General features: G+C 27.2%; 10 protein-coding genes. 6 read left to right on the top strand and 4 right to left on the bottom strand.

What is annotated here, in order from left to right; all coding sequences use genetic code 11:
* The first annotated feature begins 2 nt into the window (after positions 1-2).
* From BHAMNSH16_RS03010 to BHAMNSH16_RS02985, 6 genes are all read left to right on the top strand, one after another.
* Positions 3-1,790: a DNA methyltransferase gene (locus BHAMNSH16_RS03010; protein ID WP_083250056.1), complete on the top strand. Its 1,788-nt coding sequence runs from the start codon at positions 3-5 to the stop codon at positions 1,788-1,790.
* Positions 1,791-2,738: 948 nt separating this feature from the next.
* Positions 2,739-4,691: a methyl-accepting chemotaxis protein gene (locus BHAMNSH16_RS03005; protein ID WP_069731747.1), complete on the top strand. Its 1,953-nt coding sequence runs from the start codon at positions 2,739-2,741 to the stop codon at positions 4,689-4,691.
* Between the two features lie 31 nt (positions 4,692-4,722).
* A complete protein-coding gene (locus BHAMNSH16_RS03000) occupies positions 4,723-6,126 on the top strand; it encodes a PDC sensor domain-containing protein (RefSeq protein WP_069731746.1) in 1,404 nt (467 codons plus the stop codon).
* A 13-nt stretch (positions 6,127-6,139) separates the two neighbouring features.
* Positions 6,140-7,480: a PDC sensor domain-containing protein gene (locus BHAMNSH16_RS02995; RefSeq protein ID WP_069731745.1), complete on the top strand. Its 1,341-nt coding sequence runs from the start codon at positions 6,140-6,142 to the stop codon at positions 7,478-7,480.
* Positions 7,481-7,546: 66 nt separating this feature from the next.
* Complete coding sequence (locus tag BHAMNSH16_RS02990) at positions 7,547-9,175, top strand: peptide ABC transporter substrate-binding protein (protein ID WP_069731744.1); 1,629 nt, start codon at positions 7,547-7,549, stop codon at positions 9,173-9,175.
* A gap of 35 nt (positions 9,176-9,210) precedes the next feature.
* On the top strand, positions 9,211-10,815 hold the full coding sequence (locus BHAMNSH16_RS02985; RefSeq protein WP_008732025.1) for a peptide ABC transporter substrate-binding protein: 1,605 nt from the start codon (positions 9,211-9,213) through the stop codon (positions 10,813-10,815).
* Positions 10,816-10,878: 63 nt separating this feature from the next.
* Here BHAMNSH16_RS02985 and BHAMNSH16_RS02980 read toward each other — a convergent pair whose 3' ends face one another.
* From BHAMNSH16_RS02980 to mfd, 4 genes are all read right to left on the bottom strand, one after another.
* Positions 10,879-12,756, bottom strand: a complete 1,878-nt coding sequence (locus tag BHAMNSH16_RS02980; RefSeq protein ID WP_008732024.1) for a PTS fructose transporter subunit IIABC — start codon at positions 12,754-12,756, stop codon at positions 10,879-10,881.
* Between the two features lie 21 nt (positions 12,757-12,777).
* Positions 12,778-13,695 (bottom strand): 1-phosphofructokinase, encoded by a 918-nt coding sequence (gene pfkB / locus BHAMNSH16_RS02975; RefSeq protein WP_008732023.1) that lies wholly within the window; start codon positions 13,693-13,695, stop codon positions 12,778-12,780.
* A gap of 18 nt (positions 13,696-13,713) precedes the next feature.
* Positions 13,714-14,457: a DeoR/GlpR family DNA-binding transcription regulator gene (locus BHAMNSH16_RS02970; protein ID WP_008732022.1), complete on the bottom strand. Its 744-nt coding sequence runs from the start codon at positions 14,455-14,457 to the stop codon at positions 13,714-13,716.
* A gap of 177 nt (positions 14,458-14,634) precedes the next feature.
* Entirely contained in the window at positions 14,635-18,384 is a 3,750-nt protein-coding gene (gene mfd, locus BHAMNSH16_RS02965; RefSeq protein WP_069731743.1) for a transcription-repair coupling factor, read from the bottom strand.
* Positions 18,385-18,430: the final 46 nt, after the last annotated feature.

Genomic DNA, 18,430 nt, shown 5'->3' with positions numbered 1-18,430 from the left:
GAATGGAATATATACATAATTATTTAAAAAAGTTATTTAAGAAAAATAATAACTACATAGGAGAAGATGGAGATTTATTAATATCAAAAATATCTGAAGATGCAAGACTTTATAATTCAGAATTAATAAAATTTTTACTTAATGATAAAAGATGCAAAGATTATTTTTTTGAAAAATTAGAAGACATTACTATTTTTAAATCAGAAGATTTCAGAATGTGTATAAATGATGCAAGATTTTTGGGAAATAGTTTTACAAAATACGGAAACAAAATAGGCTTAATAACTGATAAAAGTGTTGTTAAAATAATGAATGAAGATTATGTTGTATTAAGTTATCCTTATAAAGACTGCACTCTTGACGGCGGAATGACAAAAACAGAGGCAAAAAGAGTAAACAGAAAAGAAACAATGATTAATAATATTCTTTTTAAAGAGGACATACATAAATTAAAAAGCCCTAAAGCATTTAAAAATTTTAATAAATATAGTTTTGAAAATGGAAAAGTAAAAGAAGAAACACCTACAGCTATAAAAGGCAATGAAAACATAATTATCAATGGCAATAACTTTGCAGCTTTATGCAGTTTGAAAGCAAAATTTGCTGGTAAAATAAAATTAATATATATAGACCCTCCATACAATACAGGAAGCGATACATTTTCTTATAATGATAATTTTAATCATAGTACATGGCTTGTATTTATGAAAGATAGGCTGCAATTAGCTAGAGAATTATTAAGAGATGACGGTAGTATATATGTAAATATAGATTATAATGAAGTACATTATTTGAAAGTATTAATGGATGAAATTTTCGGAAAAGATAATTTTCAAAGAGAAATAATTTGGAGAATAGGCTGGATTTCAGGTTATAAAACTTCTGTAAATAATTATATAAGAAATCATGATACAATTTTATTTTATAGTAAAACAAATAATTATACATTTAATAAATATTATAACACAATGAATAATTTTGTTAATAGATTTAATGAAAAATCTTTAGATGAAATAAAAAATAGACTTTTACAATATGATATACCAGATAATGAAGTAAAAGAATTTATTGAATTTATAAAATATGTTGGATTACCTGAAAAATATCCATTAGAAGATACTTGGAATTCCAGCATATATGATAAATTGAATAGTATAGCTGTTGTATCTTTTTCTGGTGAAAAGATATCAAAATTATTAAATACTGAAGAATTTAGATCACAAAAATCAGAGGCTTTACTAAAAAGAATTATTGAAGTTTCTAGTAACGAAAATGATATTGTTCTTGATTTCTTTGCTGGTTCTGGTACTACTTTAGCTGTTGCTCATAAAATGAATAGGCGATATATAGGAGTTGAGCAGATACAGGAGCATTTTGATATTTGTGTGGAAAGGATTAAAAAAGTTATTGAAGGTGAGAATTCTGGTATTTCAAAAAATGTTAATTGGCAGGGCGGAGGAGAATTTATTACTTTTGATATTGCTTCATATAATGCTGATTGGGCTAAAAAAATTGAAAAAGCAAAAGATGATAAAGAGTTAAAAGAAATATTTGAATATATGAAAGATAAATCTTTAATTAATCATAGGCTTCAAATAGATTATTTTGAAAATAAAAGACTTGAAGATGATAAAGAATTTCTGTCTTTAGTTTTGGATAGAAAAAAGAATATTTTAATAGATTTACTTGATAAAAATATGTTTTATGTACCTTTTTCTGAAATGAAAGATAAAACTTTTAAACTATCTGATGAAGATATTAAATTATCTGAACAATTTTATAAAAATTGATTATGAAATTACTCAAAAAAAGATAATTTTCTATTTGTGAATTTTTTATTATATAGTATAATATAGCAAGGACAAAGCTATATTTAAAAAGGAGTTTACAAATATGGTTACAGCTATTACAACCACTGACACAACTAATACTTATGTTACGTCAATAGGCGGGGTAAATATCACTGTTAGAAACAATTTTTCTGACAATACAGCTACGGTTGAAGTAGAGCCGAAGATCACGGGGGGTGCTTTAAATGTGCAAGGGTGATTTCCCCCTTATCGCATTTAATTATCGGTTCTTTAATTTAATACTTTAGTAAAGTAGTCTTTTGTTCACTTATTAAAAGTAATGGAGTTGTTCGTGGGTGGCAGCTCCATTTTTTATGCTTGAATTATTGATATTTTTGTTTATGACTTTATTTATACAGAAAAATAAATAGGTGAAATATCTTATTATGGAATATGGAAATTGTATGATTTAGTAATATATACTTATATATGTTTAGTAAACTGAATAAATACAAATGATATAGATGCTTTAAGTTTCGCTTTATAAATTTAAGCTAATAAAAAGTTTATGATTTTATATAAAAATATAAACCAATATATTTGCATTTATATATTTTTTATGATGCATCTTATTTTAATGATAAATTACAATTGTATATATAGTCTGTAAAGTAGTTTTGAAACAAGTATATTGACTTACATAATTCTTTGTTTAAATAAAAATTTTATTAAAATTATTTTTTACGATTGAAATATATATGTAAATTATGTATAATATATCAGGAAATATTAGGGTTTTTTTGTTAGAAAGTCAAAATTAATTTAAAATATAGTAAAGCCATTATTAGTGAATTATATGGTTAAATATTTAAAAATCCTTATCAATATATAGTTTTTATTTTAGTATAATTATTATAAAAAAATTAATCTTATATAAAGGTTTCATTTATGTTTAAAAGAGTAAGTCTTCAGGTAAAAATTAGTTTAATTATATTAATACCATTATTGATAATGATAGCAATATCAAATGTAGTAAACATTATTTATGTACAGAATGCAAGCAGTAAATTATCATATAAGATATTGGAAGAAGTGGCAAAAGGAGAGGGCAATAAATTAACTGCTGTGGTTAAAGAAGATCTTTATCAAATAACCGGTCTTAAATACACATTAGAAAATATGTACAATTCAGGTATTACAGATAGAAATGCTTATGAAAATGTGGTTGGGAACTTTTTTGGAATTCTTCCTGAAACTGTAGTAGGCGTTATGTTAGCTTTTGAACCAAATATAGTAGGTAATGATGCAGCATATAGTAATGTTTATCCTTTAACAAAGGGTCAGCAGACTTATTATATATCAAGAACATCAGGAAATAATATACAGGAAAGAGCATTATCTGCCGGCGATATAAGTGCTGATTATTATAAAGAACCTATATCAAAAGCTAAAGACTATTTATCAGGAATATATGATTTTGATCTTGGAAACAATGATGTAGTAAAAATGTATACTTGGTCTATACCTATAATGTATAGAAATAAACCTATAGGTGTTATAAGTGCCGACATAAAAATAGAAACATTAAATCCTACTATGGAAGATATAAGACCTTTTGAAAATTCAGAAGGATTGTTGTATGATCATTATGGTAAAATATTGTATGATGCAGGAGAAACAGCTAATTTAGGTAAAAACATGTATGATTTATATTCCCGTTATAAAAACTATAATGTATTTGAGAAATTATCTAGAGGTGAAACAGTTTCTTTTGAAAATTATACGGATTATTATAAAGGAAAAGCTACATATTATTTTGTGCCTTTGGAAGTATCAGAAGGACAGTATTGGATACTTGAAATAATGGCCTCAAGCAAAGATATTTTTAAAGACAGTAATGTTATACGAAATGTTATGATAATTATATCTCTAATTATTATCATAATAGCATCAATAATGATTCCTCTTATAATTAGAAATAAAGTTGTCAATGTAATAGTATTTTTATCTAAAGATATGCATAAAATTTCTAATGGGGATATATCATTTAGAATATCAAAAAAATTTCTTAATATGAATGATGAGTGGGGCGATATAGCAAACAGTTTGGATAATATACTTAATAATTTAAATAAAGTTGTTAAGACGGTAAAAAATGCTGCTGAAAGAGTTTCTGCCGAAGCAAATCAAGTTTTGGAAGGCAATAATGATTTAGCTCAAAGAACAGAGTCTCAGGCTTCGAGCTTAGAAGAAACGGCAGCATCTATGAATGAAATGGCTAGTACTATAAAAGAATCTGCAGAAAGTGTTGCACAAAGTACTTCTATGGTTTCAGATGCTAAGGAATCTTTGAATAAGGCCGGAGCTATAGTAGCAGACAGTGTGAATAAAATGAATGATGTATATGAAGCTAGTGCCAAAATAATGGATATTACTAAACTTATAGAAGGAATAGCCTTTCAAACTAATATACTTGCACTTAATGCTTCTGTAGAGGCTGCTAGGGCTGGTGAACAGGGACGAGGATTTGCGGTTGTAGCCAGCGAGGTAAGGAATTTGGCACAAAATACTCAGGAATCCGTAAAGAGTATTACTGCTTTAATATCTGACAGTAATGAAAAAACTAATTTAGCTTCTGAAAGTGTAAGAGAGTCTAAAGAAATGTTTGAAGATATATCTGTCAAAATGGATAGTGCTTCTAATATTATGGATAAAATTAATGTGGCTTCTCAGGAGCAGCAGAAAGGAATAGAACAGGTTGATTCTGCTATTACAAATATGGATTCTTCTGTACAAAAAAATGCTGCTTTGGTAGAAGAGGCTACGGCTGCATCTGAGGCTTTACTTAATGAGGCTAATGAACTTATAGAAGTTATAGGATATTTTAAATTACAGCAATAAAAGAATATAAAAGAGTATAAAAGAATATATTATGAAGAATAAAGTAAGTTTAAATTTCAAAATAAGTTTATTTATTTTAATACCTATTGTAACAATAGTATTAATGTTTGGTATTATAAATACAATATATACATATAAAATTACAGAGGAAATGACTTTATTTATAATATCTCAAATGTCTGAAAAAGAAATATATGAAATAGAAAATATAATCAATGTTGAATTAAATTATCTTGATAATATAAAATATTCTGTAGAAAATTTATATAACTATAATGTTAGAAAAAGAGAAGTATATGAAGATTTAATGAATAGATTTGCTCATGAAATGAGTACTAATGCTGTATCTGTATCTTTAATGTTTTTTACCAATATAATTGATAATGACAGTATGTATATTAATAATCCTCTCTATCAAGATATTAAAGGCAGATTTGTAGTTACTTTAGTTAAAGATGCTGAAAATAATATATCTAGAATTAACCTAAGAGAGTCTGATTTAGAATATACTTATTTGAATACTACTATAACAAGCAGAAAACCTTATATTACAACTTTGAATTATTATCCTATACAAGGTAAATACAAACCTATGTATACATATTCAATACCAATATTTTCCAAAGATAATGAATTAATTGGGGTATCTTCTTTGAATTTATCTTTAGACAATATAATGTTTTATGAAGATACGAACGGATTTACAATATCTCTATTTAATGAAAAAGGTAATATCATGTACTGTACCACAGATATATACAGTATAGGAGAAAATATCACTAATTTATCGGATGTATATGGAAGCAGTGATTTAGAAAATACAATATATTCTAATACTGCTATTTGGAAAGAATCATATAATGAAAAAACTTCAAGTAAATATTTCAATATTTTTACTCCTATTCATATTTTTGATGATTTATATTGGGGAATAGAATTAGCCGTTGATAGTAAGGCAGATTTTTTTAATCATTATAGAATTATAATAATGATATGGATTATTATTACGGTGGTGATCATTATTTTAATGTTTATTATTGTACCATTCGTTATTAATAAAAAAATATTGTCAGTAATGAATAATTTAAATGATAATATTATGAAAATAAGGGAAGGTGATATATCTTGGAAAATTCCTGACAAATATTTAAATATGAATGATGAAATGGGGAATATGAGCAGAGAAATTGATAAAACACTAATATACTTAAATAACTTGGTTAGAACTGTAAAAATAAAAACTAATAAAATTTCGGAAAACTCGAATAATATATCTGAGTTAGCATATAAAATTAATGACTGCATCAATAACGATGAAATAAAAGAAAATCATAATTCTAAGCTTGTAAATAATGTAAATGAAAATTCAAAATCTCTTTTAAAAGAATCAAATGATTTACAAAAAATAATAAAATATTTTAGATTAAGAGAATAAAAGTGTAAAAATTATGAACAGCAAAAATAATTTGAATATAAAAATAAGTCTATTTATTATCATACCTATAATAGTGATAATAATGATATGCAGTATTATAACTATTATTTATACATATAATATTTCTAAGGATATGTCATTAGAAACAATAGATCAAATATCTGAAGTTCAATTATTAAATATGAGATATGTAATCAATAATGAATTAGATTTTATGAATGGTATAAAATTTATTGCAGAAGAATTATACAGCAGTAATATAAGAAATAGAAAAATATATGAAAATTTAATGGATAAATTCTCTAAAAAGATAAGTGAAAATGCTGAGGCGGTTTTTTTGCTTTTTCTTCCAAATGCAATTGATAATGACAATATATATAAAAATGATAGTTTGTATAAAAATATTAACGGACAATTCGCAATATATATGGCTAAAGATAAAGATGGTAATATATCAAGACTTGATGTTCAAAATTTAGAATTAAAATCATCCTTTATAGAAAATACAATAGAAAAGAATGAAATGTATATAACACCAATATATACTATTCAGATGCAAAACAAGTATAAGCAGGTGCAAACTTGTCTGATGCCTATATGTTCTAATGACGGTCAAATTATAGGAATAATTGGTTTGGATATGAGTTCAGATAGTATGAATTTTTATAAAGGAAATGATATATCTATTACTTTATTCAATGAAAATGGGAATATTGTTTATTGTAATACGGACATTGAAATTATAGGTGAAAATTTTACTAATTTATATCATCCATATAATAATTATAATGTAATAGATATGATAAATTCTAATAAAAGTTTAATGATAGAAAAATACAATTTTAAAAATTTAAATAGATATTTTTATATTTTAAAACCTATAAATTTATTTGACAATGTGTATTGGGGTATAGAGGTGGCAGTACCATCAGCTATGGTATTAAAAAATAATAATAAAATGCTGATAATGATAGGAATTATGATTTCTGTAATGATTATTTTAATAATTATTATAGTACCTAATATCATAAATAGGAAAGTAATACCTGTCATAAATTTTGTTAATAACAATAAATCTAAAATAAAATCATATAATATAAAATCAGATGATATAGTTACAGATATGAATGCGGATAATAATAATAACACTATAGAGTATTTAAATAATATTATTGATGTATTGAAAGATAAGCAATATAAAATATCTGAAAACTCCAAATCATCAGTTTCCAATGATGATAAATCGAATAATAATTATAAATTTGTAAATGGTATTTCTGACAACTATAAATCCATTACAGATGAATCTGAAGAGTTAAAGAATATAATAGAATATTTCAAACTAATAAAATAATATTATTTGACATTAAATGTTATAGAATATATACTTAATTGAAGTAAAATACATTTGGATAATAAAATGTTAAAAAAATATTATATCTTTATAATTATTTTGATCTCTTTAATTATATCATGTACAAAAATAGAAGAAAGCATTACGGATAGTCCTCCCGCCGGAAAGTATTTTTCATTGCTGATAAATATAGGTCAGGAGCCATATACTATGGATCCTAGTAAAAATGTAACATCGGATACTTTAATATATTTAAATCATATATTTGAAGGTTTAGTGAGTAAGGATAAAGATGGTAAAGTAATACCTGCTGCTGCTGAAAGTTGGAATATAAGTGCTGACGGACTTGTATATACATTTAATTTAAGAAAAGATGCTTATTGGTCTGACGGCAATCCTGTTTTAGCAAAAGATTTTGTTTATTCTTTTAGGAGACTATTTGATCCTAATACTGAAAGCAAATTTGCATATCAGTATAGTTTTATAAATAATTCTAAAGATATACTTAACGGCAAAATAGAAACAAAATATTTGGGTGTTGAAGCTATAGATGATTATACATTAGAGATAATATTAGATATGCCTTTAGCTTATTTTATTGAAGTTTTATCATATCCTACATTTTATCCTTTAAGGGAGGATATAATAAAACTGCATGGAGATAATTGGACAGAAAAACCTGAAACTTTTATAGGAAATGGGGCATTTAAAGTTGTAGAGAGAAAAATAGGTAATATTATTGTAATGGAAAAGAATGAATTCTATTGGAATAATAAAGAAGTTATACCAAGCAGATTAGAGTTCATATTAAAAAATGATCCTATGTACTCTTTAAACTCAGTAAAAAACGGTTTGATTAATTTTTCAAGAAACTTTCCAATAGAGCATATAGTTTCATTGCAAAGATCCGGATATATACACAATGTGCCTAGAATAGGAACATATTTTTATTTTTTAAATACTACAAATAAAGTATTATCTGATGTAAATGTGAGAAAAGCATTATCTCTTGCAATTGATAGAAATTATATAGTTGAAAATATCACTAGAAATGGAGAAAAACCAGCAGCTGCTTTTGTACCTTATGGTATACCGGGATTTTTTGGGGATTTTAGAGAAAATGGTGGCGATTATATAGATATAAGCAAGGGAAGTTATGATGATAATATTAAAGAAGCAAAAAGACTTATGATCCTTGCTGGATATCCTAATGGTAATGATTTTCCTGTTATGACTTTAAAAACTACTTACGGAATAAATAGAGATATATTTGAAGCTATACAAAAAATGTGGAGTGAAAATTTAGGTATTGATGTAAATATAGAAGAATTAGAGTTATCTGATTTATTTACTCAAAGATTTGATAAAAATTTTGAAATAGCAAGCGGATCTTGGAATGGAGATTTTAATGATCCTATAAATTTTCTTTCCGTATTTTTAAGTACATCGCCTAACAATAATAGTCTTTACACAAATAAAAGGTATGATGATTTGATAAAAACAGCTGCATTAATTACGGATTCATCTCATAGGATGATGACTATGCATAAAGCTGAAGAATTATTAATTAATGATATGGCAATAATACCTATATATTTTTCTAATGAACCAATATTGGTGTCGCCGAAATTAAAAGGCGTTTTGTATGATTCTATGGGGCAGCATAGTTTTATGAGAGCATATTTGGAAGATTAATTTTAATTTAAATAAAATGTTTGGAGTCAATATCAATGAAAAAAGTATTTATTTTATTTATGATGATTTTTATATCATTTATTATATCCTGTTCTAATGATAATAAATCAGAAGACGGCATATCTATATTTATTAACACAGGACCTGAGCCTAATACTATAGATCCTAGTATTAATGTAACTTCAGATGCAGTATTTTATTTGATGCATACATTTGAGGGATTAATAGAAAAAGATATGAATGGTAAATTAGTTCCTGGAGTAGCAGAGAGCTGGGAAATAAGCGATGACGGACTTACTTATACATTCAAACTTAGAACCAATTCTAAATGGACAGACGGTAAATCAGTTGTTGCTGATGATTTTGTTTATTCTTGGCAAAGGGTTGTTGATCCTGCTACAGGAAGTCAGTACGGATATCAGCATGAACCTGTAAAAAATGCCAAAGCTATAACAGCTGGCGAGATGCCTAAAGAAAGTTTGGGTATAAAAGCAATAGATGATTATACTTTAGAGGTGCAGTTAGAAGCTCCTACAGCTTATTTCTTAGAGCTTTTAACTTTTCCTACATTTTATCCGCTTAGAAAAGATATTATAGAACAGTACGGAGATGAATGGACTTTAAATGCTAATACTTATATAGGAAATGGTGCTTTCAAACTTGTAGAAAGAAACAGAGATGAGAGCCTTGTAATGGTAAAAAATACTAATTATTGGAATATAAAAGATATAGTTCCTGATAAAATAACATTTGTTCTTATGGAAAATGAAACCGCTTCTGTTGCCGGCGTTAAAGCAGGTTCTTTGCATTTTGCAAGATCTTTCCCTAGACAGGATATACAGACACTTCAAAATGAAGGACTTATAGTAATAGAGCCTAGAATATCATCATATTATTATTGTTTAAATTTAACTAATAATATATTAAAAGATGTAAGAGTAAGAAGGGCATTATCTCTTGCCATTGACAGAAATTATATAGTAGAACAAATTACAAGAGGAGGGGAGAAGCCTGCCGGTGCTTTAGTGCCTTTTGGAATATCTGATTATGAAGGAGATTTCAGAGAAAACGGCGGAGAATATATTGATGTGACTAAAGAAGGATATGCTAAAAATGTTGAGGAAGCTAAAAAATTAATGGCTGAAGCAGGATATCCTAATGGGGCAGGTTTTCCTGTTATGGAGTTTAAAACAGATCCGGGAATACATGTAAAAATATTTGAAGCTGTTCAGCAGATGTGGAAAGAAAATCTTGGTATTGATGTAACTTTAACTCAGGAAGAATGGGCAGTATTTTTACAGACAAGATATGACAGAAACATAACTATGGCTAGAGGAGCATGGAATGGTGATTTTGATGATCCTGTAAACTTTATGAGTTTATGCTTAAGTTATTCGCCTAATAATTACAGTGTTTATAGTAATAAGGCTTATGATGATATAATAAGTCAGGTTATGCTTTCAGGAGATCAGAAATTCAGAATGGAGACTATGCATAAAGCAGAAGAAATGCTTATGAAAGAAGAGGCTATAATACCTATATATTATTATACAGAACCTTTGCTTGTATCTCCTAAACTTAAAGGTGTTTATTATGATCCTCTAGGATTTCATAAATTCCATCATTGTTATTTAGAATAGTTTGAAATTTTATTGGCTGTATCTTTATTGGATAAGGATACAGCCTTTTTTAGAAGATATATGTTAATTTTCTGCCGGTTTCTTAATAAATCCTAGTATTGCTGCAGTTATTACAGAACCTATCACTATAGCAAGTAAATACATTACAGGATTATTCACTATAGGAAGAACAAATATTCCTCCATGAGGAGCTCTAAGTTCTATACGAAAAGCCATAGTCAAAGCTCCGGCAATAGCAGCACCAATCATACAAGAAGGTATTACTCTTATAGGATCTGATGCGGCAAATGGTATAGCTCCTTCGGTGATGAATGAAAGCCCCATAACATAGCATGTTTTTCCTGCATCTTTTTCATCAGCAGTGAATTTGTTTCTAAATATTGTTGTAGCTAATGCTATACCCAAAGGAGGAACCATACCACCAGCCATAACAGCAGCATGAGGAGCATAATCACCTGAAGCTATCATTGCTATTCCAAATGTAAAGGCCGCTTTATTTATAGGTCCTCCCATGTCAGTGGACATCATAGCACCAAGCACAGCACCTAATAATATTAAGTTTCCTGTACCCATATTCTTTAAGAAATTAGAAAGTCCTGAGTTTATTGCAGCTATTGGATCAACTATGAATAAATACATTATAGCACCTGTAAAAAATATTCCAAATAATGGATATAGTAAAACAGGTTTAATTCCGTCCAAACTTTCAGGCAATTTAGAAAATACTTTTTTTAGTAGAAGTGTAATATAGCCGCCCAAAAAACCGCCTATAAGTCCGCCTAAAAATCCGCCGCCGCTGTTTAATGATATAAGTCCTCCAACCATAGCAGGAGCAAATCCCGGTCTGTCAGCAATACTCATACCAATAAATGCTGCCATTACAGGCACCATTAAGAAGAATGCATTTCCTCCTCCTATATCATTTAAAAGTTTCGCAAATGCATTATATGAAGGATCATTAGGATTGCTGGCATTTATACCAAACATAAATGAAAATGCTATAAGTATACCTCCGCCTACAACAAAAGGAAGCATATTTGATACGCCTGACATTAAATGCTTGTATACTCCTGTTTTAGGCTTTTTAGCAAATTTGTTTGAAGATCCTCCTTCAGAATTAATTTGATATATAGGTGCTGTTTGATTTAATGCATTTTTTATTAACTGCTCAGGATTTTTTATAGCCTCTTTAACGCCTACTATATCAACATTCTTTCCTGCAAATCTATCCATAGCAACATTTTTATCAGCTGCTACTATTATACCTTTGGCATTTTTTATTTCATCTTTTGTAAGCTCATTTTTTACACCGCTTGATCCATTAGTTTCTACTTTTATAGTAATTCCAAGTTCTTTACCTTTTTTAAGCAAAGCATCAGCAGCCATATAAGTATGTGCTATCCCTGTAGGACATGCTGTTACTGCTAATACCTGATATGAATCATTATTATTACTGCTTTCCTGATTTAAAGATGAGTTTTCATTATCTTTTTCAGCATTTTTCATTAATATATCAAGTACTTCTTCTTTAGTTTTTGCATTTAATAATGCCTCTCTAATATCATCTTCAAGAAGAAGAGTAGTTATTTTAGATAATAACTCTATATGAGAGTCATTAGAGTTTTCAGGAGCTGCTATCATAAAAAATAAATGCGAAGGCTCACCGTCTAATGATTCATAGTCAACACCTTTTTTGGAAATACCTATAGCAACAGTAGGAATCTTTACAGCTTTAGTTTTACCATGCGGTATTGCTATTCCTTCTTCCATACCTGTAGAGCTTTGAGCTTCTCTTTTTAGTATTTCCTGCTTATACTCTTCTCTGTCATTTAATCTGCCGTTATTATAGAGAATATCAACCATTTCATCTATAATTTCTGATTTTGTTGTTCCCTTTAGATCTACATCAATACAATCTAAAGTTATAACATCTTTTAGCATTGTGTGCCTCCATTTAAAAAATTAATTAACTTTTTTTATTTCTGCATTTTCTAAAAATTTCTTCATATTATCAAATGTAGTTAAACCTTCAGAACAAGCAGTAGAACTTCCGCTTGCTATAGCATATTTATAAGAATCAATTATATTTAAACTATTGCTTAAGCCATAAACTATACCAGCAACCATAGAATCCCCAGCTCCAACAGAACTTATCAATTTTCCGTCAGGGGCATTTCCTAAATAAGCCTCATCTTTTGTTACAAGTATAGAACCATCTTTTCCTAAGGATACTATTACATTCCCGCTTCCTTCTTTTATTAATTCTCTTGCATACTTTATAATATCTTCTGTGTTTTCTATTTGTTTATTAAAATATTCGCTTAATTCTTTTTTATTTGGTTTTGTAAGAAATACTCCTGCTTTTAATCCGAATTTGAATGCCTTATCTCTTGCATCTAGTATTACTTTTATATTTTTATTTGCTATTGATATAATATCTTTATATATACTGCTTTCTATTGAGTTCGGAACGCTTCCGGATAATACTAGTATGTCATTTTCTCTTATATTGTTTTTTATAAAATCTAAAAGCTCATTAACTTTTTCTTTTGAAATATTAGGTGATTTTCCTGCTATTTCACTTTCTGTTTTTAAAGTTTTTAATTTTATATTGATTCTTGTATTTTCTTCTAAATCAATAAAATTTTCTTTGATGCCGTATTCTTTAAGATGCTTTTTTATATAATCTCCGGTAAATCCTCCGCAAAATCCTAAAGCAATAGAATCAATATTGAAATTTTTTAAAACTTTGGAAACATTAATTCCCTTTCCTCCGGCTAATGTATAGGCATTATTAACTTTGTTTAATTCTCCCTCTTCAAAGTTATCCATGCCTATATAATAATCTACAGCCGGATTTAATGTTAAAGTATATATCATAAATAATCCCTCACTTTTTTATTGATTAACAATAAATAATCCTTTTAATTTATCTTTTATATTATTATCTATTTCTTTTGCATTTGTTATCAAATATGAATCTTCTAAGTTATAAAAATTAATAAAACTTTTCTTTTTTAATTTTGATTCATCGCATAAAAAATAAGTTTTATTTGCTTTTGAAGCAGCTTCATTTTTTATTAATGCCTCCTCACTGTCAGGTGTAGAATATCCGTTAATATCTATTGCATTTGCTCCCATAAATGCTAAATCAAAATTGAAATTCTTTACAGACATTGCAGCAGTTCCTCCAACCAATGCTCCTGTAAGTGTTTTTATCTTTCCTCCTATCAAATAAGTTTCTATTCTTTTATTATTAAGCTCATCTATATGGCTTACACCGTTTGTTACAACTTTTATATTCTCAATCCCCGACAAATATTTAATCATAGCAAAAACACTTGTTCCTGCATCTAAATATATTGTATTACCGCTTTCAACTAATGAAGCAGCAAACTTTCCTATTTTTTCTTTTTCTTCTGAATATATTTCCTTTTTGTATATCAAACTTTCTTCCTGAGTATCAACTAATATAGCACCGCCATGAACTCTTCTTATTTTTCCTGCTTTTTCAAGAAATGTTAAATCTCTCCTAATAGTTGCCTCTGAAACATTAAGTCTTTCAATTAATTCTTCTATTTTAATATTCTTTTTCTCTTTTATAACTTCAAAAATTAATTCATATCTGCTTACTTTCAGCACTTTTATTCTTACCTCATTCAATCTTTATATTAATAATTATAGCAAAAAAACTATAAAAATCAATCAAAATCAATCAAAAATAATCAATTTCAATCAAAAAATATAAAAAAAACTACATTAAGTATAATTTGTAGTATATTATTATACTTAATGTAGTTTAAATAAATTAAAATTATATTATTTTTTATTTACTTTTATCAATTTAGGCGATCTTCTTGATATAATTCTTTTTTTATTATTTTTGTTATTTTTTATATTAGCTTCTACAATGCTCATTTTGGAATGTTCTTCTTTTTTATTATCTTCTTTATTTTCAGTGTTTTCATTACTTTTATTTTGTGAATTAGTATCCTCTGTATAATTTTCGCTTTCTATTGCCAATATTACATTTTTTATTTTTTCTAATTTCCATTCAATATCATTTTCTTTTTCATTTACAACAGGTATTATTAATTGATTAAGATTATCCTTATCAAAATAAACTCCGGAATTTTTTGTATTGATTAATTTTACAAGTTTATCAGTATCTATTTTTGAAAGTTTATCAAGTTTAAGATATATATTATACTGTCCTTCTATAACAGATAATATTCTAATTCTTTTCAATATGATTTTAAGTTTTGCTATATTAAAAATATCTTCTAATTCTTTAGGAAGTTTTCCGTATTTATCTGTCATAAACTCTTTAGAATATTCTATATCTTCATCGCTTTGAGAACGCATTATTAATTTGTATGCGGATATTTTCTCTTTTGAATCTGCTATATAAGAGTCAGGAATAAATAAATTATGCTTCAAATCAATAACTGTATCGAATGTTACTTCTTTTATTTCTCCTTTATATTCATTGGCAGCTTCTTCAAGCATTTGAGTATAAAGTTCATAACCTACCTGATATATCATACCGGATTGCTCTTTACCTAAAATATTTCCTGCTCCTCTTATTTCTAAATCACGCATAGCTATTTTAAATCCTGCACCTAAATCTGTATGTTCAGATATAGCTTCAAGTCTTTTATAAGCAACTTCTGTAAGAGCTAAATCGCTTGGATAGAACATATAAGCATAAGCCTCTCTGTCGCTTCTTCCAACTCTTCCTCTTAATTGATAAAGTTCGGATAATCCTAATTTATTTGCATTATCTATTAGTATAGTATTAGCATTAGGTATATCTATACCGTTTTCTATTATAGTAGTTGATACTAGTATGTCATATTTATGATTAATAAAATCTTCCATTATTTTTTCTAACTGATGCCCTGTCATTCTTCCATGTGCTACGCATATTCTTGCCTTAGGACAAAGTTTTTTTATCATAAGTGCAAATGATTCTATAGTGTCTATTCTGTTATAAAGGTAAAATACTTGTCCTTCTCTTTTAAGTTCTCTTTCTATTGCATTTACAACTGCTTCTTCGCTGAACTCTGTAACAAAAGTTTTTACAGGTATTCTATTTAATGGAGGGGTTTCTATTATACTTATATCTCTTATTCCTGTTAAAGCCATATTTAAAGTTCTAGGTATAGGCGTAGCTGAAAGGGTGAGAACATCTGTTTCTAATCTTAATTTTTTTAATGCCTCTTTATGCTTAACACCAAATCTCTGCTCTTCATCTATAACTATAAGTCCGAGATTTTTAAACTCAATATCTTTTGATAAAAGCATATGAGTTCCTACTATTAAATCGCAGGAGCCTGTTTTTAATAATTCTTTATTTCTTTTTGCCTGCCTGCTTGTAACGAATCTATTTAAAACTTCTATTCTAATAGGAAAATCTTCAAATCTTTTTTTGGCATTATTATAATGCTGCTGTGATAATATAGTGGTAGGGCAGAGTATAGCACATTGTTTTCCTGCCATTATAGCTTTAAATACAGCTCTGAATGCCACTTCTGTTTTTCCAAATCCTACATCTCCGCATACAAGTCTGTCCATCATTTTGCCGCTTTCCATATCCTCTTTTATATCATTAATGGCTCTTAACTGATCAACTGTTTCCTCATAACGAAATGAAGCTTCAAAATCGTCCTGCCATTGAGTATCAGCCCCATAAACATTTCCTCTGATATTGGATCTTATAGCATAAAGTTTTATTAATTCTCTGGCAGTAGCTAATGCATCTTCTCTTGCCTTGCTCTTTATTTTATCCCAAGCACTTCCGCCTAATAATGTTAATTTAGGGGCTTCGCCATGTCCGGATATGTATTTCTGTACGAAGTTCATTTGCTCTACAGGTATATAAAGTTTATCGCCTTTAGCATATTCTAATGTTATATAGTCTTTTTCTTTTCCATTTGACATTTTTCTTGTAAGACCTAAATACTTTCCTATACCATAATTGACATGTACAGCATAATCTCCTACATTCAAGTCTACAAATGTTTCTATTAAGTTTTTATTAACTTTAGGTATTTTTCTTACCTTTTTTCTCTTTCTTCCAAATACTTCCCAATCTGCCATGAATATTGTTTTTATATCATCTTTTATAAAACCTGATGATGATTGGGTAGTTATTATATAAAAATTATTTTCATTTTTTGAATAATCTTTTTTTGTTTCTTCTTTTTTATTATTATCTTCAAGAATTATTTCTTTATTATCTTCATTATTATTCTCAGTATTTTCTATGCTGTTATTTATTATTTCTTTATTATCATTATTTTCTTTATCTTCAGATACTTTTTCTTCATCTTCTTGTATTTCATTTTCAGTTATAATGATTGGAGATAAATCCTGCATTATCTTATAAAATCTTAATGCCTGATCATGATGACCTGTAGAGAGAATAATTAAATAATCTTTTTCCCTATATTCTTTAACATAATCAAGAAAATCTGTTAATCTTGATTTAAAAGAAACACCTTCCAAAAAGTTAAATTTATATATATCTGCATCTGTTATGAACGGAGATATATTTATTGATTTTTTTACTATCTCAGATAAGTAATTATTATCAATATAAAGTTTATAAATATCTTCTATTATATTGAATATATTATCTATGTCATTAAAATTTTCTTTTATAGTATCTATAATAGTAATAAATTTATTTTTTAATTTTAAAGCATCATCAATAAATACATAACCATAATCAAAATAATCAAATATAGTTTCTAAATTTGTATAAAAAATAGGCAGTAAATTTTCACTTCCGGCGAAATATTTTCTTTTTATTATATTGTCTTTAATTTCATCATTAATATCATTACTGTTTAAAAATTCATTTACCGCCGAATCACTATATACAGCTTCTCTTACAGGATAAATAATAATATTTTCTGCGGTTTTGAAAGATCTTCCGTCTTCTATATTAAATAATCTTATACTCTCTATTTCATCATCAAATAATTCTATTCTAATAGGATTGTCATATTCCACAGAAAATACATCTACTATACTTCCTCTTACAGAAGCAGTACCTTTTTCTGCAACTTCTCTTTCTATAACATATCCTAAATCATACAATGTTAATCTTAAATTATCCAAATCTAATTTATCCCCTACATTTAAATATATAGGCAGCTTTTTCAAATCATTTCTATTTGGTAATTTTCTAGTTACAGCATTTATCGTTGTTATTATTATACATTTTTCTTTGTTTATTAATTTATATAATATATTTATTCTTTCCTGTGCTATATCAGTAATGGGGGACATTTTAGTAAAAGGAACAGTATCATAATCAGGAAAATAATAATTAGGTATATTGTAAAAATTTAAAGATTGGCTTAGAAGCATAGCATCGCTTTCATTTTCTTTGATTATTAAAATGCTTTCTGTATTAAAAATAGAAGCGAAAAATAAAGAATCACTTCCTCCTTTAAGTCCTGTTATGCTTTTTGTTTTTTTTATATCGAAATTTACAAATTCTTCGCTTTTTGAAAATTTTTCTATTAATTCGCTATATATTGATTCATTATTATACATATTACTTTTACCATTTATATAAGGTATTAAAAATGTCAATATATAA

It is taken from the genome of Brachyspira hampsonii, assembly GCF_002214805.1.
Classification (GTDB): domain Bacteria; phylum Spirochaetota; class Brachyspiria; order Brachyspirales; family Brachyspiraceae; genus Brachyspira; species Brachyspira hampsonii.
This window is presented reverse-complemented; position numbering and strand designations above follow the sequence as displayed.